24 protein-coding genes are annotated in these 20666 nt (G+C 69.1%); 4 read left to right on the top strand and 20 right to left on the bottom strand.

Going from position 1 to position 20666, the window contains the following annotated elements; translation table 11 throughout:
• Positions 1 to 101 precede the first annotated feature (101 nt).
• Positions 102 to 818 (top strand): ABC transporter permease subunit, encoded by a 717-nt coding sequence (locus AB0I59_RS00885; RefSeq protein ID WP_061253246.1) that lies wholly within the window; start codon positions 102 to 104, stop codon positions 816 to 818.
• A gap of 60 nt (positions 819 to 878) precedes the next feature.
• On the opposite strand, the gene glmM is transcribed toward AB0I59_RS00885, so the two are convergent.
• The 3 genes from glmM to rplM are packed head-to-tail and all read right to left on the bottom strand — an operon-like array spanning position 879 to position 3265.
• Positions 879 to 2267, bottom strand: coding sequence for a phosphoglucosamine mutase (glmM, locus tag AB0I59_RS00880; RefSeq protein WP_061253245.1), 1389 nt, complete (start codon positions 2265 to 2267; stop codon positions 879 to 881).
• Between the two features lie 2 nt (positions 2268 to 2269).
• The gene (gene rpsI, locus AB0I59_RS00875; RefSeq protein ID WP_061253244.1) at positions 2270 to 2791 is read right to left on the bottom strand and encodes a 30S ribosomal protein S9; all 522 of its coding nucleotides are present in this window, start codon (positions 2789 to 2791) and stop codon (positions 2270 to 2272) included.
• 30 nt (positions 2792 to 2821) lie between these two features.
• Positions 2822 to 3265 carry a 50S ribosomal protein L13 gene (gene rplM, locus AB0I59_RS00870; protein ID WP_061253243.1) on the bottom strand — a complete coding sequence of 148 codons (444 nt, stop codon included), beginning with the start codon at positions 3263 to 3265 and terminating at the stop codon, positions 2822 to 2824.
• A 273-nt stretch (positions 3266 to 3538) separates the two neighbouring features.
• On the opposite strand from rplM, the gene AB0I59_RS00865 reads away from it, so the two are divergent.
• The 3 genes from AB0I59_RS00865 (at position 3539) to AB0I59_RS00855 (ending at position 9261) form a co-directional block, all read left to right on the top strand.
• On the top strand, positions 3539 to 4348 hold the full coding sequence (locus AB0I59_RS00865) for a CAP domain-containing protein (protein WP_358128737.1): 810 nt from the start codon (positions 3539 to 3541) through the stop codon (positions 4346 to 4348).
• Between the two features lie 39 nt (positions 4349 to 4387).
• Positions 4388 to 5878 carry a hypothetical protein gene (locus tag AB0I59_RS00860; RefSeq protein ID WP_358128734.1) on the top strand — a complete coding sequence of 497 codons (1491 nt, stop codon included), beginning with the start codon at positions 4388 to 4390 and terminating at the stop codon, positions 5876 to 5878.
• Positions 5879 to 5988: 110 nt separating this feature from the next.
• Positions 5989 to 9261: a hypothetical protein gene (locus AB0I59_RS00855; RefSeq protein WP_358128731.1), complete on the top strand. Its 3273-nt coding sequence runs from the start codon at positions 5989 to 5991 to the stop codon at positions 9259 to 9261.
• Here AB0I59_RS00855 and truA read toward each other — a convergent pair.
• From truA to rplF, 17 genes are all read right to left on the bottom strand, one after another.
• Complete coding sequence (truA, locus tag AB0I59_RS00850) at positions 9251 to 10156, bottom strand: tRNA pseudouridine(38-40) synthase TruA (protein ID WP_061253239.1); 906 nt, start codon at positions 10154 to 10156, stop codon at positions 9251 to 9253. The genes AB0I59_RS00855 and truA overlap by 11 nt on opposite strands.
• A 109-nt stretch (positions 10157 to 10265) precedes the next feature.
• Complete coding sequence (rplQ, locus tag AB0I59_RS00845; protein WP_358128729.1) at positions 10266 to 10757, bottom strand: 50S ribosomal protein L17; 492 nt, start codon at positions 10755 to 10757, stop codon at positions 10266 to 10268.
• Between the two features lie 188 nt (positions 10758 to 10945).
• Entirely contained in the window at positions 10946 to 11962 is a 1017-nt protein-coding gene (locus AB0I59_RS00840; RefSeq protein WP_061253237.1) for a DNA-directed RNA polymerase subunit alpha, read from the bottom strand.
• Positions 11963 to 12160: 198 nt separating this feature from the next.
• Positions 12161 to 12787, bottom strand: a complete 627-nt coding sequence (rpsD, locus tag AB0I59_RS00835) for a 30S ribosomal protein S4 (RefSeq protein ID WP_061253236.1) — start codon at positions 12785 to 12787, stop codon at positions 12161 to 12163.
• A gap of 20 nt (positions 12788 to 12807) precedes the next feature.
• A complete protein-coding gene (gene rpsK, locus AB0I59_RS00830; RefSeq protein WP_020542285.1) occupies positions 12808 to 13212 on the bottom strand; it encodes a 30S ribosomal protein S11 in 405 nt (134 codons plus the stop codon).
• Positions 13213 to 13246: 34 nt separating this feature from the next.
• Positions 13247 to 13627 (bottom strand): 30S ribosomal protein S13, encoded by a 381-nt coding sequence (rpsM, locus tag AB0I59_RS00825; protein WP_061253235.1) that lies wholly within the window; start codon positions 13625 to 13627, stop codon positions 13247 to 13249.
• A gap of 387 nt (positions 13628 to 14014) precedes the next feature.
• The gene (gene rpmJ / locus AB0I59_RS00820) at positions 14015 to 14128 is read right to left on the bottom strand and encodes a 50S ribosomal protein L36 (RefSeq protein ID WP_003956441.1); all 114 of its coding nucleotides are present in this window, start codon (positions 14126 to 14128) and stop codon (positions 14015 to 14017) included.
• A gap of 46 nt (positions 14129 to 14174) precedes the next feature.
• Positions 14175 to 14396, bottom strand: coding sequence for a translation initiation factor IF-1 (gene infA, locus AB0I59_RS00815; RefSeq protein ID WP_012887858.1), 222 nt, complete (start codon positions 14394 to 14396; stop codon positions 14175 to 14177).
• Between the two features lie 427 nt (positions 14397 to 14823).
• Positions 14824 to 15255, bottom strand: a complete 432-nt coding sequence (locus AB0I59_RS00810) for a DUF1707 SHOCT-like domain-containing protein (protein WP_358128666.1) — start codon at positions 15253 to 15255, stop codon at positions 14824 to 14826.
• Between the two features lie 73 nt (positions 15256 to 15328).
• Positions 15329 to 16156 carry a type I methionyl aminopeptidase gene (gene map, locus AB0I59_RS00805; protein ID WP_358128663.1) on the bottom strand — a complete coding sequence of 276 codons (828 nt, stop codon included), beginning with the start codon at positions 16154 to 16156 and terminating at the stop codon, positions 15329 to 15331.
• 114 nt (positions 16157 to 16270) lie between these two features.
• Positions 16271 to 16924 (bottom strand): adenylate kinase, encoded by a 654-nt coding sequence (locus AB0I59_RS00800; protein WP_061253233.1) that lies wholly within the window; start codon positions 16922 to 16924, stop codon positions 16271 to 16273.
• Complete coding sequence (gene secY / locus AB0I59_RS00795; protein ID WP_061253232.1) at positions 16924 to 18231, bottom strand: preprotein translocase subunit SecY; 1308 nt, start codon at positions 18229 to 18231, stop codon at positions 16924 to 16926. The genes AB0I59_RS00800 and secY overlap by 1 nt, the downstream gene beginning before the upstream one ends.
• 168 nt (positions 18232 to 18399) lie before the next feature.
• Positions 18400 to 18855: a 50S ribosomal protein L15 gene (gene rplO, locus AB0I59_RS00790; protein ID WP_061253231.1), complete on the bottom strand. Its 456-nt coding sequence runs from the start codon at positions 18853 to 18855 to the stop codon at positions 18400 to 18402.
• A 2-nt stretch (positions 18856 to 18857) separates the two neighbouring features.
• Positions 18858 to 19040: a 50S ribosomal protein L30 gene (rpmD, locus tag AB0I59_RS00785; protein ID WP_020542293.1), complete on the bottom strand. Its 183-nt coding sequence runs from the start codon at positions 19038 to 19040 to the stop codon at positions 18858 to 18860.
• Positions 19041 to 19043: 3 nt separating this feature from the next.
• The gene (gene rpsE, locus AB0I59_RS00780; protein ID WP_061253230.1) at positions 19044 to 19676 is read right to left on the bottom strand and encodes a 30S ribosomal protein S5; all 633 of its coding nucleotides are present in this window, start codon (positions 19674 to 19676) and stop codon (positions 19044 to 19046) included.
• 64 nt (positions 19677 to 19740) lie between these two features.
• Entirely contained in the window at positions 19741 to 20118 is a 378-nt protein-coding gene (rplR, locus tag AB0I59_RS00775) for a 50S ribosomal protein L18 (RefSeq protein WP_061253229.1), read from the bottom strand.
• Positions 20119 to 20120: 2 nt separating this feature from the next.
• Entirely contained in the window at positions 20121 to 20663 is a 543-nt protein-coding gene (rplF, locus tag AB0I59_RS00770; protein WP_061253228.1) for a 50S ribosomal protein L6, read from the bottom strand.
• Between the last annotated feature and the right edge of the window lie 3 nt (positions 20664 to 20666).

Here is a 20666-nt window from a genome sequence, read left to right as displayed (position 1 = left end):
CAGGCCGGGACCGCCCGGACGAACACGCGGAAACGTATCTCACCGGACTCCATTCGCGAGCGTGCGAAGGACTGCCGGAGCAGTCGAGCGGAGCGAGACCAATGAACACCGTCGTAGCTGACATCACGTACCGGGCGATGCTCGGCCGCAAGCGGATCCTGCTGCTCGTGCTGCTGCCGCTCGCCCTGATCGGCGTCGCCGGGCTGCTCCGGCTGATCGGGGGGTCCAGCGAGGACACGGCCGTGACGCTGATGAAGACGTTCGCGATCGGCACGATCCTGCCGCTCCTCGGGCTCATCGCCGGGACCGGCGTGATCGCGCCCGAGATCGAGGACGGCACGATCATGCATCTGCTGTCCAAGCCGATCTCCCGGCCAGTGATCACTTTCACGAAGTTCGTGGTGGCCGCCTCGCTGATGGCGGTGTTCGCCGCCGTGCCCACGTTCATCGCGGCGTTCCTCGTGGTGCGGACCGAGTCCGGCGTCGCGTACGGCTTCGCCCTCGGCGCCCTGTTCGCCGGCGTCGCGTACGCGGCGGTGTTCCTTCTGCTCGGCGTGGTGACCCGGCACGCGGTGACGGTGGGAGTCATCTACGCCCTGGTGTGGGAGGGCCTGGTGGGCGGCTACGTGCCCGGGGCGCGCAAGTTCTCCATCCAGCAGTGGGCCCAGTCGATCGCCGACCAGGTGTCGTCGTCCGCGTTCTTCAAGGCGGACGTCCCGATCGGCTTCGCCGTACCCGCGATGGTCATCGTGACCGTCGCCGCCCTGCTGATCGCCGGACAGCGCCTGCGCGGGCTGTCCCTGACCGGCGACGAGTGACCTCGGCCGGAAACGCGTGTGGCCTCCGCCGGACGGCGGAGGCCACACGCGTTCACGGACTCACACGCAGCAGGTACGGACGACCTCGGCGAGATGGCCCGCGACGGCCTCGGCCTGGTCGTGCGACCCGGCCTCGACCATGACCCGGACCATGGGCTCGGTACCGCTCGGCCGGATCAGGACCCGGCCCCCCTCACCCAGCTCGGCCTCCGCCTCCGCGACGGCGGCGGCCAACTCGGCCGAGGACCGCGCCTTCGCCTTGGAGACGTCCCGCACGTTGACGAGCACCTGCGGCAGCTTCGTCATGACGGAGGCGAGATCGGACAGCGAGGTGCCCGACTTCGCCACCCGCGCGAGCAGGTGCAGCGAGGTGAGCAGGCCGTCACCGGTGGTGGCGTGGTCGAGCATGATCACATGCCCGGACTGCTCACCGCCGAGGATGAAGCCGCCCGCCTGCATCGCCTCCAGGACGTACCGGTCGCCCACGGCGGTCTCCACCATGGTCAGCCCGGCGTCCCGCATGGCGATCTTGAAGCCCAGGTTGGACATCACTGTCGCCACGACGGTGTCCTTGGCCAGCCGCCCCTCGGCGTGCATGCCGGCGGCGAGGATGGCCATGATCTGGTCGCCGTCGATCTCCTCGCCCTTGGAGGTGACGGCGAGGCAGCGGTCCGCGTCGCCGTCGTAGGCGATGCCGACGTCGGCCCCCCGCTCGACGACGGCCTTCTTGAGCTCGCCCAGATGGGTGGAGCCCACGCCGTCGTTGATGTTCAGCCCGTCCGGAGCCGCGCCGATGGTCTCGACCGCGGCCCCCGCGCGCAGGAGCGCTTCGGGAGCCACCATGTGGGCGGCGCCGTGAGCGCAGTCGACGACGACCCGCAGGCCGTCGAGGGGATGCGGCAGGGTGGCGAGCAGATGCGAGACGTAACGGTCGGCCTCTCCGTACGCCTCACGGACCCGGCCGACGGCGGCGCCGACCGGTCGGTCCCACTTCTCGCCGAGCCGCTCCTCGATCTCGTTCTCCACGGCGTCGGGTAGCTTGAAGCCGCCACGGGCGAAGAACTTGATCCCGTTGTCCGGGGCGGGGTTGTGCGACGCGGAGAGCATCACCCCGAGGTCGGCCCCGAGAGCTGAGGTCAGGTACGCGACCGCCGGGGTGGGCAGCACGCCGAGCCGAAGCACATCCACGCCAGACGACGCGAGGCCGGCGACCACCGCGGCCTCCAGGAACTCTCCTGAGGCGCGCGGGTCCCGGCCTACGACGGCGATCGGGCGGCCGCGCCGCCCGACGCTCGCGTGGAACGCCCCGGCATCGCCGAGGACATGAGCAGCCGCCACGGACAGGTCCATGGCGAGCTCGGCGGTGAGGTCGCGACCCGCGACCCCACGTACCCCGTCGGTGCCGAAAAGGCGCCCCCTGAAGGAGTCGCTTGCGGGCTCCGGAGACACTGCTAACGCTTGCTGTACTGCGGAGCCTTGCGGGCCTTCTTGAGGCCGTACTTCTTCCGCTCCGTGGCTCGGGCGTCACGGGTCAGGAAGCCGGCCTTCTTGAGCGGAGGCCGGTTGGTCTCGGCGTCCAGGATGGCGAGCGCGCGGGACAGACCCATGCGCAGGGCGCCGGCCTGGCCGGTCACGCCGCCGCCGCCGATGCGGGCGATGACGTCGAACTGGTCCTCGGCGCCGAGCGTCACGAAGGGCTCGTTGACGATCTGCTGGTGGACCTTGTTCGGGAAGTAGGTGTCCAGCGAGCGGCCGTTGATGGTCCACTTGCCGGTGCCCGGCACGATGCGGACGCGGGCCACGGCCTCCTTGCGGCGGCCGGTGCCGTACGAGTTGCCCGTGGTGATGGGGCGGCGCACGGGGGCGTCAGCGCTGGGCGCGGACTCGGTGGTGTACTCGGAAGGGAACTCCTCGGACGAGAATTCGTCCTGCTCGCCCTCGACGAGCGTCTCGATACCGTTGGGCTCGGCCACGGTTCTCCTCTTACTTTCCTGGCTCGGCGATTACTGGGCGATCTGGCTGATCTGGAAGGACACCGGCTTCTGGGCCTGGTGCGGGTGCTCGGATCCGGCGTAGACCTTGAGCTTCTTCGCCATCTTCCGGCCGAGGGCGTTCTTGGGGAGCATCCCCTTGACGGCCTTCTCCACGGCGCGGTCCGGGCGCTTCTCCATGAGCTCGCCGTAGGTCACGGAACGCAGACCGCCGGGGTAACCCGAGTGACGGTAGGCCTTCTTCTGCTCGAGCTTGTTGCCGGTCAGGGCCACCTTGTCGGCGTTGATGACGATGACGAAGTCACCGGTGTCGACGTGCGGGGCGAAGATCGGCTTGTGCTTGCCGCGGAGCAGGGTCGCGACGTGGCTGGCCAGCCGGCCGAGCACGACGTCGGTGGCGTCGATGACGTACCACTGACGTTCGACGTCGTTGGGCTTGGGTGAGAACGTGCGCACGGCAGTGCCTTCTGTCGGAAATGTGAACTCACGGTAGGTTGCGCAGGCACGGCGGCAACCTCCCGTCTCCACATGCATGGGAGAAGACGCCGGACGCGCCGTGCACGGGTCACCAAAGGACCAGTGCACACAACGAATCAGCAGGTTACCCGTCCCAGCGCCCCAGGTCAAAACGCGCCGCCCGGAACGGGGGCCAGAACGCCGGGACACGGAAATCCAATCCCTCAGTCCCCTTCATCCTCATCGCCTCACATCCCTATATTTGACTGCGGTATGTGGCAGACCCCTCACACCCGGCACCCCCAACGGACGCCCCGGCGCGGCACTCACGTTGGCCTGCTCGCCTGCGCTGTCACACTTCTGCTCGCCGGCGTCGTCATCGGCAGGATCAGCTCCCGGAGCGGTGTCGACGAGGTCTACCTCCGCAACTCCGAACCCACGCCTTCGCCCACGAAGACCTCGGGGCCGTCGCCGCGGAACCGTCCGCCGCTCGACCACGTGGCGCAGGCCGGCGAACCGCCCGCGGCCGCCCAGGCGACCCCGACGACCAGGCCGCCCACCAGGAAACCGTCCACCATGATCGACGGCTCGGACGGCGGATCGCAGTGGAACACCTTCGCCCCCGGGTACGGCGACGAGTCCGGCGCCGTCGGCGGCAGGACAGGCGGTGACACGGGGGGCACGGGCGGCGGAACGGCCGCTCTCACCAGCCTGGAGTCCGAGGTCATCCGGCTGGCGAACGCCGAACGCCGCCAGCGGGGCTGCGCCCCCATGCGGATCGACAAGCGCCTCGTCCGGTCGGCCCGGCTGCATTCGCGGGAGATGGCCGCGAGCAACGCGTTCGAGCACGCCTCGCCCGACGGCCGCTCCCCGTGGGACCGCATGGAGGCGGCGGGTTACCGGGACGGCGGCGCGGAGAACATCGCCCGGGGTTACCACACCGCCCGCGAGGCGATTCAGGGCTGGATGGCCAGCAGCGGCCATCGGCGCAACATCCTCAACTGCAGCCTGGTCGCGACCGGTGTGGGGGTCGACATGGGGCCTGGTGGACCCTGGTGGACCCAGGACTTCGGTTATTCCTGACTTTCCTCATGTGCTGGGATACGCGGCTAATCTCAGCGCATGGGTTATCCCGGCGACCAGCCATACCGCCAGCCGTACCTCCCGCAGGGCGAGCCGCCGACCACCGACCGTCCCACCGAGCGCCGCCAGGCGCCGTACGGATCCGCGTCCGGCCAGGACGCCTCGGCGTTCGACCCGTGGCGCCGGCCGCAACGGGACGGCGCGCAGCAGGCGCGGCCGCAAGCGGGAGGCTGGGGGCCGGGCGGGCAGCCCGAGAGCGGGCAGGGCGGAACCTGGGGACCGGGGCCGTCGCAGCCAGGCGGCGCGGCCGGAGGCTGGGGACCTGGAGGCACTCCGTCGGGCGGCCCGGACGCCGGCGCGCAACCGGGCGCCTCGCCTTGGGGGCCGGGAGGCACGCGACCGGGAAGCCCGTTGAGCGAGAGCCGTCGGCCGGAGGGGGAGCCCGCCGGTTCCGCCCCCGGCGCGGTCGGCGCGACCGGTCAGGCCGGAGGTTCGCAGCCGGGCGATTTCGCGGTGGGCGGTCCGCAGAGCGGTGGATTCGCGCCGGGCAGTCCACAGAGCGGCGGTTTCGCCCCCGGAAGCCCGCAGGGCGGTGGATTCGCCTCGGCCAGTCCGCAGGGTGGCGGTTTCGCGCCCGGAAGCCCGCAGCCGGGCGGACAGCCCTCCGGACATCCGCAGCCGGGCGGCCCCGAGAGCGGCGGTTCCCTCCCCGGGGATCCGCACGGCCGGCAGTCGCCCGCCTCCGGGGAACCGCCTCGCGCCGAACGGCGCGCCGCCGCCGAGTCGTCGGAACCGCCGTGGGACCCCTACGGACCGGTCCCCTTCTGGCGGCGCCCTCTCGTGCTCGTCCTGGCCGGTCTCGCGCTGATCGCCGCCCTCTTCGCGGGTCTGTGGGTCGCGGCGAGCCGCGAGCAGCCGGTCCGCGCGGTTCCCACGCCCACACCGACGCCCATGGTCTCCACCGGCCCCACGAGCAAGTACGGCTACGCGGGCTCGCGCACGACCGACAAGTCCCCGCTCACCGCCACGGAACTCTTCGGCCAGAAGAAGGTCACCAGCGGCACCCGGTCCTACCTCCGGACGAAGGTCAACAAAGAGAAGAAGTGCGCCGACGGCGTGTCCGGCACGAAGATCACGAAGGCTCTCAAGGACGGCCGCTGCACGCAGCTCATCCGCGCCAGCTACCGGGACTCCAAGGGCACGATCATCGGGACGGTCGGCGTCGCCAACCTCAAGACCACCACCGCGGCCAAGAAGGTGGCGTCCGCCGGCGGCGGCAAGGAGCGGCAGGACTTCCTCAAGCCGCTGCCGGGCACCGACGACATCACCAAGTTCCTCGGGACGGGCGACGCGTACGCGGGCGGCTGGATCCACGGCCACTACACCGTGCTGCTGTGGTTCCAGTTCAAGGACGGCCACAACCCGAGCAAGACCGAACTCAAGCGCCTCTACCAGGCAGCCATGGACATCACGGAGAAGACCGTCTTCCCTGCTCTCGACACGAGGTCCCTGACCGGAGGACGCGGCTGATCCGCGAAACCATCTTTCCGCCGATCTTTCTGGACAAACACCTCTCGGGGGCTGCGCACAAACGCCCATAGCGGCACGACGATCTCGTCTACGCCGATACGCTTCCGCATATGCGTGGCCAGGATCCCGTTTCCGAGCACGAACACGGCGCCGACGGCTCGACGGCACCCGCTGTGCCACCGCCGAGCTTCGGCCATCCCGACGAGACAGCCGGTGACGTACCCGGCGAGACACCGTCGGGCTACGACTGGTTCGCCCGCCCCCACGGCGCGGCGGATGAGCCTGCGTCGCCCGAGGGATCGCGGAACACCGCCCCCGGCGGTGCCCCGTCCGGTCAGGACACCGCCGACGCGGGACAGGCGTCCCGAACGCGTGCCGAAACCGTCCACGAGAGCACCCACGACCTCACGTCCGACGCCGCCCGTGACGCGCGGGAAAGTCCCGAGCGTCCGGGAGCGGTGACCCCCGGTGGAGCTCCTCGCCCGGCCGGAACCGAGCCCATGGAGAGCGCGGCCGGAGAGCCGCCCTGGTCCCCATGGGTGCAGGCGAGCCGGCCCACCGGGGAACGGCCCGCGGAGCAGGCGCCGTCCCCGGCCGAGACCCCGCAGTGGGGTCCGCCGCCCGCTTTCGGCGCGGCCACCGGACCCACTGCGACCGCTCGGCCGGACGGCCGGGGCACGGCACCCCAAGGAACGCCGACGCCCGCTGAACCGCGGGCATCGCAGGGAACGCCGGCATCGCAGGAAAGCGGCCGCTCGTTCCGGGAGAATCCCGAGCGGGACCAGTTCGAGACCATCGACTTCCCCGCGATCGACGTCACCAAGCCGTGGGTTCCTCCCACCGGCCAGGGGCGTCCCGGCTCGTGGAACGCCGGGGCCGCGCGGTCGGGCACCCAGCCGTCGCCTTCCGGCAACCAGCCGCCTCCCAGCACGCAGCCGTCGGCTTCCGGCAACCAGCCTCTCCCTGACACCCAGCAGCCGCCTGCCGGCAGCGAGGAGAGCACGTACGGCACGCCGGGTGGCACGCGTCCGGCACCTCCCACCACGCCCCATACGGCTCCGCCGCCCAGGCCACCCGCGCCGCCCGTCGCACACACACCGACTCCGGCCGCCGCGTCCCCCATGCATCCGGCGCCTCGGACCGTGCCCATGTCGCCGCCCGGGCCTGCTCCCGTCCCCGCCGAGCCGCAGGGCCAGGGAACGGCACAGCCCTCCCAGGCCGACGAGCCTTCGGAGCGCGGAGTGGAAGCGCCGCCGGAGGACCGGGGATGGCCAGAGGAGCACCTCGACGCCCAACAGGACGCGACGCGCCCGCGAGAGCGCCCCGAAGAGCTCACCGCCCGTACGACATCCAGCGACGCCGAGCGGCTTGGTGACCGTCGCGGGCCCCGCGGACCCGAATCCGGGACGTCCGGTGACCGTCGGTGGCTCGGCGGCCCGGAATCCGGGAAGGTCGACCACGCCGGAGACGAGGCCGAAGAGGTCGGGCAACCAGGTGACTTCGGAGCCTGGCACGAGCAGGCGCCGGCCATGGCCACCTGGTCGGCCTCGGCGGTCCGCGACGACCTGTCCGGCGACACTCCGGCCGAGCCCGCCCCCGGCCTCGCGGCCCGGCCTGGTTCACTGCCCGGTGCCGCGCCCGTGGAAGCGGAGCCCGCGTCTCCCCCGGGAGCGGGGCCCTGGCCGGAGCGGGAGCCGATTCCGTCGGGCACCGCGGAACCGGTCGCGACACCGGGACCGGTCACCGACCCGGACCCGAAGGAGCGCCCGCTTCCCACGGCGGCCCATGACCTGGCGGATGACCCCGGCCATGACCCGGCGGATGACCCCGGCCATGACCCGGCGCATGGCCCCGCGCATGACCCGGCCGCGCCGGAACGGCCCGCCCACCTCTCTGAGCAGGCTTCGCCGGTGACCCGCGAGCAGGGACCGACCGTTCCTCTCAGGCCGCCCGCTCCCCGGGAGGCTCCTGCCCGGTCCTTCAGGCCCGCGGAGCCCGGTGACGTTCCCGTGTGGCCGCCCAGGCTGCCCGGTGAGACGGCCCCGGCGCCCGACGCCCCCCTGAGCGGCGCACGGGCGGCCTGGCCACCGGACGAGTCCCCTGCCCCGGACGCCCCCGGAGCCGCCGCGCGTGCCGACGCCACCGAACGCGGATCCGCCGCTCCCGGGCAGGATCCCGAGGGCGAGCATTCTGACGACCACTCCCAGCCACCCGCCGATGCGGACACCGGCGACCCGGCGGACGGCGAATCCTTCCGGCCCCAGCCTCCGGAGGCTTCCGGCGAACCGCCGCTGGCCCGGCCTCTGCCCGGCGTCTCGGATCTCACGCCGCCCTCTCAGAGCGAGGCCGTGGGCCCCCGGCAATCCGGCACGGCGTACGACTCGGGCCCGGACCAGGACTCCGGCTCCCCGAACGGGCACGGCCAGGCGGATGGGACCCCCGGACCGCGTCAGCCGGTCGGACTCCAGGCCGAAGCGGCGGGCCACCAGCACCTTCCGGCCCGTTCGGGCCCGGCGTCGCCGCCCATGCCGGTCACTCCTTCGCCGAGCCCCGTACTGCTCGCGCCAGAACAGGGCCGGCCGCCCGGCGACCTTCCGGTCCCGTTCGTCCCACCGGCCGCTCCGCCCGCCAGGCGCTCCTCCGGCACAGGCAAGAAGATCCTGCTCGGCGCCGGCACGGGAATCGTGGTGGTGGCCATCGGCGCCGCCGCCTACCTGGCGTACACCGGGCAACCCGAGGACGCGTCGGCCGCCGGCGCGCCCCCGACGACCAGCGGCGCCCCCGCGGCCACCACCCCGGCGGCACAGCCGAGCACGAGCACGAACGCGAGCGGCGGCACGAACGTGAACGCCGCGGCCCCTCTCGACTCGGAGGAGACCGACCCGCGCAAGCTCACCCTGGCCGAGACGTTCCCGGACGCGCGGATCACCCTCGCCGGGCGCAGCTTCAAACGGGTCAAGGTCAGCATGACCGACAGCTGCGAGCAGGCGGCGGCGGGCACCTTCGCCGACGCGCTGAAGCAGCAGGAGTGCCGCAGGGTCCTCCGGGCCACCTACGTGGACGCCAAGCAGCACTACGCGGTGACCACCGGAATCGCGGTGCTGCCCACCAAGGACGCGGCCCTCGCGGTCGACAAGGCCAAGAACCTCAGCGGCAACCTCTGGTTCCGCGGGCTCAACGGCGACACGGGCAGCGGCGCCGAGCGCGTGGCGATCTCCGGCGGCTACGCCGCGGGCATGGTGTGGGGTCGCTACATCGTGTTCAGCTACGCGACCTACGCCGACGGCCACACGCCGGGCGCCAAGGAACAGGATCTCGGCCCGGTCAGCGGTGCGTTCCGCGACCACACCGCCGAGGTGATCGGCAAGCGCATCACGGGCTGAGCGTGCGCACCCGGCGCGTCGCCATGGCGCGCCGGGCCAGTTCCTCGCCTACCGGGTAGCGAACCTCCTCCAGGGTCAGCCCGTGCGCCGGGGCCACGTGCACCCCGGACTCCCGTACGGCCCTCGACAGCACCAGACCCGGCCATTCGACGGGCTGCCTGCCCTCCCCGACCGCGAGCAGGGAGCCCACCAGGGCGCGGACCATGGAATGGCAGAACGCGTCCGCGACGACGGTCGCCCGGATGATCCCGTCCTCGCCCCGCGACCAGTCGAGCCGCTGGAGCTCGCGTATCGTCGTGGCGCCCTCGCGTTTCTTGCAGAACGCGGCGAAGTCGTGCTCGCCGATCAGCCGCTCGGCCGCGGCGTTCAGCAGATCGACGTCGAGCGACCTGTTGTGCCACAGCACCTCGCGCCGCCGCAGCGGGTCGGTCCCACCGGGAGCGTCACAGACGCGGTAGACGTATCGCCGGAACAGAGCGGAGAATCGCGCGTCAAACCCCTCAGGAGCCACTGAGACGGCATAAACGCGTACGTCTTGGGGCAGAACACCTGCCAGCCGTCTGGTCAGCGCAGCGAGCCAATGAGCGCCTTCGGCACGCCAGGCGTCCTCGGGGTCGGTCTCCGGATCACGCTGCCGGTGCCGGGCCGTGTCGGCGACCGCGAGCCGGGAAAGCGCGAGATCCACGTGCGCCACCTGCCCCCGGGCGTGCACCCCCGCGTCCGTACGGCCCGCCACGGTCAGTTGAGGAGCCGGATCGAGCCGGAGGATGCGGCCCAGCGCGCCTTCCAGCTCTCCCTGGACGGTTCGCCGCTCCGGCTGCCGCGCCCAGCCGGAGAAGTCGGTGCCGTCATAGCCCAGATCGAGCCTCAGCCGAACTTCTCGGTCCACGTCCATCCTCCCGTACGGCAGGCGACCAGCCGTACCTGAAACGAAGAGCGGGCCCAGCGATCCCGGAAGGGACGCTGGACCCGCTCACAGGCTGTTGATCAGCACAGGCCCCTGATCAGGCCTCGTCCTTCTTGGCCTCGGCCTCGGGGGCCTCCGCCTCGGCGGCCGGGGTCTCGATGACCTCCTCGGCCGGGGCGGCCGGAGCGGTCTCGGCAGCGGCGGCCGGACGCGAGACGGTGACCGGGCTCAGCTGCTCGCTCACCAGCTCGATGACCGCCATGGGGGCGGCGTCGCCCTTACGCGGGCCGAGCTTGGTGATGCGGGTGTAGCCACCGGGACGCTCGGCGAAAGTCGGCGCGATCTCGGCGAAGAGGTGGTGGACGACGCCCTTGTCGCGGACGACCGTCAACACCTGGCGACGGTTGTGCATGTCGCCCTTCTTCGCCTTGGTGATCAGCTTCTCCGCGAGCGGGCGAAGACGCTTGGCCTTGGCCTCGGTGGTGCGGATCCGGCCGTGCTGGAACAGCTGGGTGGCGAGGTTCGCCAGGATCAGCCGCTCGTGCGCCGGGCTGCCGCCGAGACGGGCGCCCTTGGTGGGCTTGGGCATGTCGTTTCTCCTTGAGAGACAACCCGCTCCGGCCGTGTCAGGTACCGAAGTCGGGGCGGCGGGCTCCTGCGAGCCCGCCTTGGGCGAATCAGTGGTTCAGCAGGCACCCCGACTGATCGGGGATGCCTTCCGGCCGCCGGGACAGCGGTGTACCCGCTGTCCCGGTGCCGGCTCGGCCGGAACGCGACCTAGTACTGCTCGGTCTCGATGAAGCCGCCGTCCTCATCGTCGTACCCGCCGCCGGCGACCGCGCTGGGGTCGAATCCGGGCGGGGAGTCCTTGAGGGCGAGGCCCATCTCGTGCAGCTTCTGCTTGACCTCTTCGATCGACTTCGCGCCGAAGTTGCGGATGTCGAGCAGGTCCTGCTCGCTGCGGGCGACGAGCTCACCCACGGTGTGGATGCCCTCGCGCTTGAGGCAGTTGTAGGAGCGGACCGTGAGGTTCAGCTCCTCGATCGGCAGCGCCAGGTCGGCGGCCAGGGCCGCGTCGGTCGGCGACGGGCCGATGTCGATGCCCTCGGCCTCGACGTTCAGCTCGCGCGCCAGGCCGAACAGCTCGACCAGGGTCTTACCCGCCGAGGCGACCGCGTCGCGCGGCTTCATCGACGGCTTCGTCTCGACGTCCAGGATCAGCCGGTCGAAGTCCGTGCGCTGCTCGACACGGGTCGCCTCGACCTTGTAGGTGACCTTGAGGACCGGGGAGTAGATGGAGTCGATCGGAATCCGGCCGATCTCCTGGCCCGGCTGCTTGTTCTGGGCCGCGGAGACGTAGCCCCGACCGCGCTCGACGGTCAGTTCCATCTCCAGCTTCGCCTTGCCGTTCAGCGTGGCGATGTGCAGGTCGGGGTTGTGCACCTCGACACCGGCCGGAGGCGCGATGTCGGCGGCGGTGACCTCACCCGGACCCTGCTTGCGCAGGTACATCACGACCGGCTCGTCGTGCTCGGACGAGACGACCAGCGACTTGAGGTTCAGGATGATGTCGGTGACGTCTTCCTTGACCCCCGGCACGGTCGAGAACTCGTGCAGCACGCCCTCGATGCGGATGCTGGTGACCGCCGCCCCCGGGATCGAGGACAGCAGCGTGCGCCGCAGCGAGTTGCCGATGGTGTAACCGAAGCCCGGCTCCAGCGGCTCGATGACGAACTTGGACCGGTGCTCCTCGAGCGACTCCTCCAGGAGGCTCGGGCGCTGTGCGATGAGCATGTGGGTTCTCCCCTGATTTCCGGGACGATTCCACCGCGCCCCGCACCACCGCCGGCCGCTGATCGCGACTCGGCCGTGCCGGACCGGTTTCCTCTCCCTGTACGGCGGCGCCCGCTATTTGACGCCACTCGCCTACAACCATGATGCCGCACGGCTCGCGTTCCGCGAGCCGTGCGGCCATCATCTGGTCGAGAGCTCTTACTTGGAGTAGAGCTCGACGATGAGCTGCTCCTGGACCAGCGTGTCGATCTGCTGGCGAACCGGGAGCTGGTGCACGAGGATGCGCATGCTTTCCGGGGCGACACCCAGCCACGCCGGGACGGTCTTGTCACCGGCGGTGGCGCGGGCCACCTCGTACGGAAGCAGGTTCCGCGACTTCTCGCGGACCTCGATGATGTCGTGCTCGCGCACGCGGTACGACGGGATGTCGACCTTCTTGCCGTTCACCACGATGTGCCCGTGGCGCACCTGCTGGCGGGCGGCGTCGCGCGACTCGGCGAATCCGGCGCGGTAGACCACGTTGTCGAGACGGCTCTCCAGGATCTGGAGGAGGTTCTCGCCGGTCTTGCCGGACTTGCGGTTGGCTTCCTCGTAGTAGTTGTGGAACTGCTTCTCGAGGACGCCGTAGATGCGGCGGGTCTTCTGCTTCTCACGAAGCTGGAGCTGGTACTCAGACTCCTTCGGCCGACCGCGACCGTGCTCACCCGGCGGGTAAGGACGGATCTCGATGGGGCACTTCGCGGACTCGCACTTCTTGCCCTTGAGGAAGAGCTTCGTCTTCTCGCGTCGGCAGAGCTTGCAGTCCGCACCCGTGTAACGAGCCATTTCTCTCTATCTCCTGGAGCTCAGACGCGGCGGCGCTTCGGCGGGCGGCAACCGTTGTGCGGGACCGGAGTCACGTCCTGGATGGACCCGACCTCGAGGCCGGTCGCCTGCAGCGAACGGATCGCGGTCTCACGGCCGGAGCCGGGACCCTTGACGAAGACGTCGACCTTGCGCATGCCGTGCTCCATGGCGCGGCGGGCGGCGTTCTCAGCGGCCATCTGCGCGGCGAACGGGGTGGACTTACGGGAGCCCTTGAACCCGACGTGGCCGGCACTGGCCCAGGAGATCACGTTCCCGTTCGGGTCGGTGATCGAAACGATCGTGTTGTTGAACGTGCTCTTGATGTGGGCGTGCCCGTGAGCGACGTTCTTCTTTTCCTTGCGGCGCACCTTCTTAGGTGCGCCCTGGCGGCTCTTCGGCGGCATTTAAGCGCTATCTCCTGGAATGTGGCTGCTAGGACTACTTCTTGCCCGGCTTCTTCTTGCCGGCCACGGTCTTCTTCTTGCCCTTGCGGGTACGCGCGTTCGTCTGCGTCCGCTGACCGTGGACAGGCAGCCCCTTGCGGTGCCGGATGCCCTGGTAGCAGCCGATCTCGATCTTGCGGCGAATATCGGCCTGAACCTCGCGACGGAGGTCACCCTCGATCTTGAAGTTCGCCTCGATGTAGTCACGCATCGGCACGAGCTCAGCGTCGGTGAGCTGGTGGACGCGCAGGTCCGGGCTGATGCCCGTCGCCTCCAGGATCTCCTGGGCGCGAGTGCGACCGATTCCGAAAATGTAGGTGAGAGCGATCTCCAGCCGCTTGTCGCGGGGGAGGTCGACGCCAACCAGGCGAGCCATGGTCGGGCATTCTCCTTCGTGGTGGCGGAGGTCCTGCGCCTCACTTCCCCTCCCCATGCCCGGGGTGAGGGCCCCGGCCTCCGACCGGGGGTCTCCCGTGTGGTCCGGCTCCCGACATCGGGAAACCGCCTTCACGGGTGTGACGCGCGATTACTGTTCAACGGTCCACATGGCTCGAGCCCGCCACTGGAGCGGACTCACATGGAACCTTTTCTGCGACCGTCGCCAGCCGAGTCCGCCTCGCCTCGCGCCCCATCGGCCCGCTTTCGCGAACTTCCCGGTGCCCGGCTCGGCTTCCTCTCCTGCTGACTGGTCGAGTCCGCCTCGCCTTACACCCGATCGGCCCGCTTTCGCGGAACCGCCCGATGCCCGGCTCGGCTTCCTCTCCTAGCCCTGGCGCTGCTTGTGGCGCAGGTTGTCGCAGATCACCATGACGCGACCGTGCCGGCGAATCACCTTGCACTTGTCGCAGATCTTCTTGACGCTCGGCTTGACCTTCATAGTCCTTATTCGTTCCTCAGACGGCCCGCCCTGATTAGAGGGGGGCTTACTTGTACCGGTAGACGATCCGCCCGCGACTCAGGTCGTAGGGGCTCAGTTCCACGACCACCCGGTCGTCGGGGAGGATCCGGATGTAGTGCATCCGCATCCGTCCGCTGATGTGGGCCAGGACCTTATGGCCGTTGTCGAGCTGCACCCGGAACATCGCGTTCGGGAGCGACTCAACCACAGTGCCCTCGATCTCGATGGCGCCGTCTTTCTTGGCCATGTCCCTCGCGTTTCACTGATCGGTCGTCTGAGGCTTCGGATCACTACGCAGCCGCGACCTAAGGGCGCTTCCAGAGAGCGGCGACCGGCAAGGTCACCTGTGCGCAAAAGGTCATAGTGAGCCGACAAAGGAGTGTACGACAACCCGGCCAGAAATGCGAAACGGCCGGCGCTGTCTCCCACACCGGCTGCCAGGCTACCCCAGATCACCGTCTACTCACGCACTGCCGTACGCGATGGTGGAAGGGCTGTTCCGGCCACCGGGTCCCCCTGCCGGCGCCGCCGATGTGCCGGGCCTGGCGGACACGGCGACCAGATCCGGCCGGCCGACGAAGATCACCTACCCGGCTACAAGCCGAGCGATCACACCCGGCCGGTAAAGAGTGCGTCCGTCTCGGCGCGGGCCGACCGGCCCGCGCCACCCGGGCTCACGACCGCTTCTGGTCCCGCCCGAAGATCGTGCCGACTAGGAGGACGGCCCCCCACGGGCCCATCACCCACAACGGCCACGGATAGACCCAGTGGACCGACGAGATCACGACGATCAACCAGATGACCCAGTTGACCGCGCTCGCGGTCGCCCAGGCGCCCCAGGCGGCCTTCAACCCCGCCTGGGTGCCACGTCGCGGGCGCGGGCGCGACTGAGAGGAGACCGTAGCGGGAAGAGTGTGCAGATCGATGTCCGGCAGGTCCGACGTCAGCGTGGCGAGCTCGCCGTACGTCCGGCTCTCGTAGACCTGCGCCAGCCGCTCGTTGAACTCGTCGACGGTGAGCCGGCCCTCGGCGACATGCTCTCGCAGAGCGGCGGCGACCCGGTCCCGGTCGCCGTCGGAGGCTCGCATCTCCGGAGTTGCCGCCATCACCATCTACTCCCGCCGCTCCACATGATTAGCCCCATTATGTGACACGAGACGGCACGAGGGGCGCTGTGAATCAGCCCTGTTCGCCGGAACCCGCGGAGGTCTGGCCGAAGCGCGACGCACCCCCGTCGAGCGCCGTGAGGACCAACGGGCCGTTGTCCGTGACCGCCACGCTGTGCTCGAAGTGCGCCGACGCCTTTCCGTCCACCGTCACGACCGTCCAGTCATCGGACAATACGCGAGTACGGTCGGTGCCCAGGTTGACCATGGGCTCGATCGCGAAGCACATGCCGGGCTCGAAGCGCGGCCCGCGGCCGGGACGGCCGTGGTTGGCGACCCACGGGTCCATGTGCATCTCGGTGCCGATGCCGTGCCCGCCGTACTCCTGGGGGATGCCGTAGCGGCCCTGGGACCGTACGTACTTCTCCACCTGGAACCCGATGTCCGACAGGTGACCGCCGACGCGGAGCGCGGCGATCCCGCGCCACATGGACTCCTCGGTCACTCGCATCAGCTCGGTGAGCGCCGGGTCGACCTCGCCCACGGGGACGGTGATGGCGGAGTCGCCGTGCCACCCGTCGAGGATCGCACCGCAGTCGATGGAGATGATGTCGCCTTCGCGCAGCTTGCGCCGGTCGCTGGGGATGCCGTGCACGACCTCCTCGTTCACGGAGGCGCAGATGGTCGCGGGGAAGCCCTGGTAGCCCTTGAACGACGGAATCGCGCCCTCGTCCCTGATCGCCTTCTCGGCGATGACGTCGAGATCGAGCGGGGTCAGGCCGGGCTCGACGGACGAGCGGAGCAGTTCGAGCGTCCTGCCGACGACCAGACCGGCCGCCCGCATCTTCTCCAGCTGCTCAGGCGTCTTCACCTGGATTCCGTGCTTGTTCTTCTTGAACACTCTGGCACCCCCTGGGGTGTTCTAACGGCCGGACTATCAGGCCAATTCCCCCGATTCTGCCCTAAAGCGCCGGACGCCATCCCACGGATGGGATGGCGTCCGAAAAGGGGACCTTCAGTTTCCGGGCGTGCGCAGTGCCGCCATGGCCCGCCGGGTGACCTCGTCGACCGGACCGGTCGCGTCCACCCGTACGAGTATGCCCTCGTCCGAATAGAAGTTGATCAGCGGGGACGTCTGCTCCTGGTAGACCTCCAGGCGTCGCCTGATGGTCTCCTCGCGGTCGTCGTCGCGCTGGAACAGCTCGCCGCCGCACGCGTCGCAGACACCCGCCACGGAAGGGGGGTCGAAATCGACGTGCCATACCTTGCCGCATGAGCGACAGGTGCGTCGTCCGGCAAGTCGCCGTACGACCTCTTCGTCGTTGACGATCAGTTCCAGGACGATGTCCAGCCCGGTGCCGAACTCGGCCAGCATCTTCTGCAAGATCTGCGCCTGCGGCACGTTCCGCGGGAAGCCGTCCAGCAGGAAGCCCTGCTGGGCGTCATCCTCGCCCAGACGATCGCGGACCATGGCGACCGTCACCTCGTCGGGGACGAGGTCGCCGCGGTCCATGTACTCCTTGGCAAGCTTGCCGAGTTCCGTGCCGCCGGAGACATTGGCGCGGAAGATGTCACCTGTCGAGATTTTCGGGATCGACAGATGTGATGCGATGAACTGGGCCTGCGTCCCCTTGCCCGCTCCGGGGGGCCCGACCAAGACGACGCGCACTATCTCAGGAAGCCCTCGTAGTTGCGCTGCTGAAGCTGGCTCTCGATCTGCTTGACCGTGTCCAGGCCGACACCAACCATGATGAGAATGCTGGTCCCTCCGAACGGGAAGTTCTGGCTCGCCCCGGCCACCGCCAGTGCGAGGATCGGGATCAGCGAGATGACGCCCAGATACGGAGCACCGGCGGCCGTGAGTCGCGTGAGCACATAGTTGAGGTACTCAGCGGTCGGCCGGCCCGGACGGATGCCCGGGATGAACCCACCGTACTTCTTCATGTTGTCGGCGACTTCAACGGGGTTGAAGGTAATGGACACGTAGAAGTACGTGAAGAAGAGGATCAGCGCGAAGAACGTGGCCATGTAGACGGGGTGGTCGCCCGTAACCAGGTTCTGGGCCAGCCATTCGATGACCGGGCCAGGGTTCGCGCTGTTGCCGAAGATCGTGACCAGCAGCTGCGGCAGGTACAGCAGCGACGAGGCGAAGATGACCGGGATGATGCCGGCCTGGTTCACCTTGAGCGGGATGTAGGTCGAGGTCCCGCCGTACATCCGGCGGCCCACCATGCGCTTCGCGTACTGCACGGGCACGCGCCGCTGCGCCTGCTCGATGAAGACGACGACGGCGACCATGACAATGCCGACGATCATCACCACGACGAACTTGAAGGCGCTCTGCCGGAAGATGTTCATCAGCTCGGACGGGAAGACCGCCACGACCTGGGTGAAGATCAGGATCGACATGCCGTTGCCGACACCGCGATCGGTCACGAGCTCGCCCAGCCACATGATCACCGAAGTGCCCGCCGTCATCGTGATGACCATGGTGACGAGCGTGAAGACATCGTCGTTCAACAGGATGGGCAGGTTGTTGTTCGGGAACAGCTGTCCCGAACGCGCCAGCGCCACGAAAGCGGTCGACTGCAGAACGGCGAGACCGATGGTCAGATATCGCGTGTACTGCGTGATTTTCGCCGTACCGGACTGGCCCTCCTTCTTGAGGGCCTCCAGGCGCGGAATCACGACGGTCAGCAGCTGCAGGATGATGCTCGCCGTGATGTACGGCATGATGCCCAGGGCGAACACTGAAAGTTTCAGCAGCGCGCCACCGCTGAACAGCTGGACCATCCCGTAGATGTTGCCGCTGTCGCCCGCCTGCGCCTGCTCCAGCGCTTTACGGACGTTCTCGGAGTTGACACCCGGGGTCGGCAGCACCGAGCCAAGCCGGAACAGCGCGATGATGCCCAATGTGAAGAGCAGCTTCTTGCGCAGGTCAGGCGTCCGGAATGCCCGGGTAATCGCGGATAGCACGGTACCTCCTGCGCGCCTGTGACGCGATAAAGGTCGGCGATGACGCGAAGGCGTCCATCGGCATGTCTACTTGCGAATGATCGGCGGGACGGCGCCCGCGCTCAGCGAACTCTAACGCACTACGGGCGCGGAGGCTCATAACGAACCTCCGCGCCTCGCATTACGTGCCTAAAGCTCGGAAACCGAGCCCCCGGCCGCGGCGATCTTCTCCTTGGCCGAGGCGGAGAAGGCGTGCACCTTCACGTTCAACGCCACGGAGACCTCACCGGTTCCCAGCACCTTGACGAGCTGGTTCTTGCGGACCGCGCCCTTCGCGACCAGACCCTCGACGGTGACCTCGCCACCCTCGGGGTACAGCTCGCTGAGCTTGTCCAGGTTGACGACCTGGTAGGTCGTCTTGAACAGCGCGTTGCTGAAGCCCTTCAGCTTCGGCAGCCGCCGCTGGAGCGGGATCTGGCCACCCTCGAAACCGAGCGGGACAGTCGTACGCGACTTGGTGCCCTTCGTACCGCGACCGGCGGTCTTCCCCTTGGACGCCTCGCCACGGCCCTTGCGGGTCTTGGCCTTGTTGGCGCCGGGAGCCGGGCGCAGGTCGTGGAGCTTGAGCGGAGCGTTCTCAGGCATGACTAGTCGACCTCTTCCACCTCGACGAGGTGCGTCACCACGGCGACCATGCCCCGGATCTCCGGGCGGTCCTCCTTGACGACGACATCGCCGATTCGCTTCAGGCCCAGCGAGCGCAGCGAGTCACGCTGGTTCTGCTTGCCACCGATCTTCGATCGGACCTGGGTGATCTTCAGACGAGCCATTGACTAGCTCACCGCCTTCGCCGCGGCAGCGGCCTCGGCGAGCCCCTCGGCCCGAGCCTTCAGCATCGCCTTGGGCGCGACGTCCTCGATCGGCAGGCCACGGCGAGCGGCGATCTCCTCGGGCCGGCTGAGGCCCTTCAGAGCGGCCACGGTCGCGTGGACGATGTTGATCGGGTTGTCCGAGCCGAGCGACTTGGACAGCACGTCGTGGATCCCGGCGCACTCCAGGACCGCGCGCACCGGACCACCCGCGATGACACCGGTACCGGGCGAAGCCGGACGCAGGAGGACGACGCCGGCGGCTTCCTCGCCCTGAACGGTGTGCGGGATGGTGCCCTGGATGCGCGGCACCTTGAAGAAGTGCTTCTTGGCCTCCTCGACACCCTTGGCGATCGCCGCGGGCACCTCCTTGGCCTTGCCGTATCCGACACCGACCAGGCCGTTGCCGTCGCCGACGATGACCAGCGCGGTGAAGCTGAAGCGCCGACCACCCTTGACGACCTTGGCCACTCGGTTGATCTTTACCACGCGCTCGATGTACGAGACGCCCTTGTCTGCGGCGCCACCGCGGCGATCGTCACGACGGTCCCGCCGCTCGCCACCGCCGCTTGCGCCGCGACGCGGAGCTGCAGCCATCAGTGGTTCCTCTTCTCATTGCTCAGGGCCATTGGGTGCGTTGCGAACCCTCGGAACGGAGTCATCAGAACTCCAGCCCGCTTTCACGGGCACTGTCCGCGAGGGCCGCGATGCGTCCCGCGTAACGGTTGCCACCGCGGTCGAAAACGACAGCGGTGATCCCGGCGGTCTTGGCCCGCTGAGCGAGAAGCTCGCCGACCTTCTTCGCCTTGTCGGTCTTGTCACCCTCGGTGGTGCGGAGCGCGGCGTCCATGGTGGACGCGCTCACCAGCGTGTGCCCCTGGGTGTCGTCGACGATCTGCACGAACAGGTGACGCGCCGACCGGTTGACGACCAGGCGCGGACGCTCCTGGGTGCCGAAGACGTTCTTCCGCACACGGCCGTGCCGACGGGCTCGCGAAAGGGCGCGAGCGGCGGTGTGCTTGCCGTACTTCGCGGCCATTTCTACTTACCAGCCTTTCCGACCTTGCGGCGGATAACTTCGCCCTGGTAGCGGACGCCCTTGCCCTTGTACGGGTCGGGCTTACGCAACTTACGGATGTTCGCGGCGACCTCGCCGACCTTCTGCTTGTCGATGCCGTCCACGTGGAACAGCGTCGGCTTGTCGACGCGGAAGGTGACGCCCTCGGGCGCATCCACGATCACCGGGTGGCTGAAGCCGAGAGAGAACTCCAGCTGCGTCGGGCCCTTGGCCTGAACGCGGTAACCGACACCGACGATCTCGAGCGTCTTGCTGTACCCCTGCGTCACACCGGACACCATGTTGGCGATCAGCGTGCGAGACAGGCCGTGCAGCGCACGGACCTTGTTCTCGTCGTTGGGGCGGGTGACGGCGATGTTGCCGTCCTCGGCCCGAGCCACCTCGATGGGCTCGGCGACCGTGTGAGAGAGCGTGCCCTTCGGGCCCTTGACCTGGACATCCCGGCCGTTGATGGTGATGTCAACACCACTCGGTACGGGGATGGGCAGCCGTCCGATTCTCGACATGCT

The sequence above is a fragment of the Microtetraspora glauca genome, assembly GCF_040656155.1.
GTDB lineage: Bacteria > Actinomycetota > Actinomycetes > Streptosporangiales > Streptosporangiaceae > Microtetraspora > Microtetraspora glauca.
The sequence above is the reverse complement of the archived record's forward strand: the minus strand, read 5'-3'. Positions and strand labels throughout refer to the sequence as shown.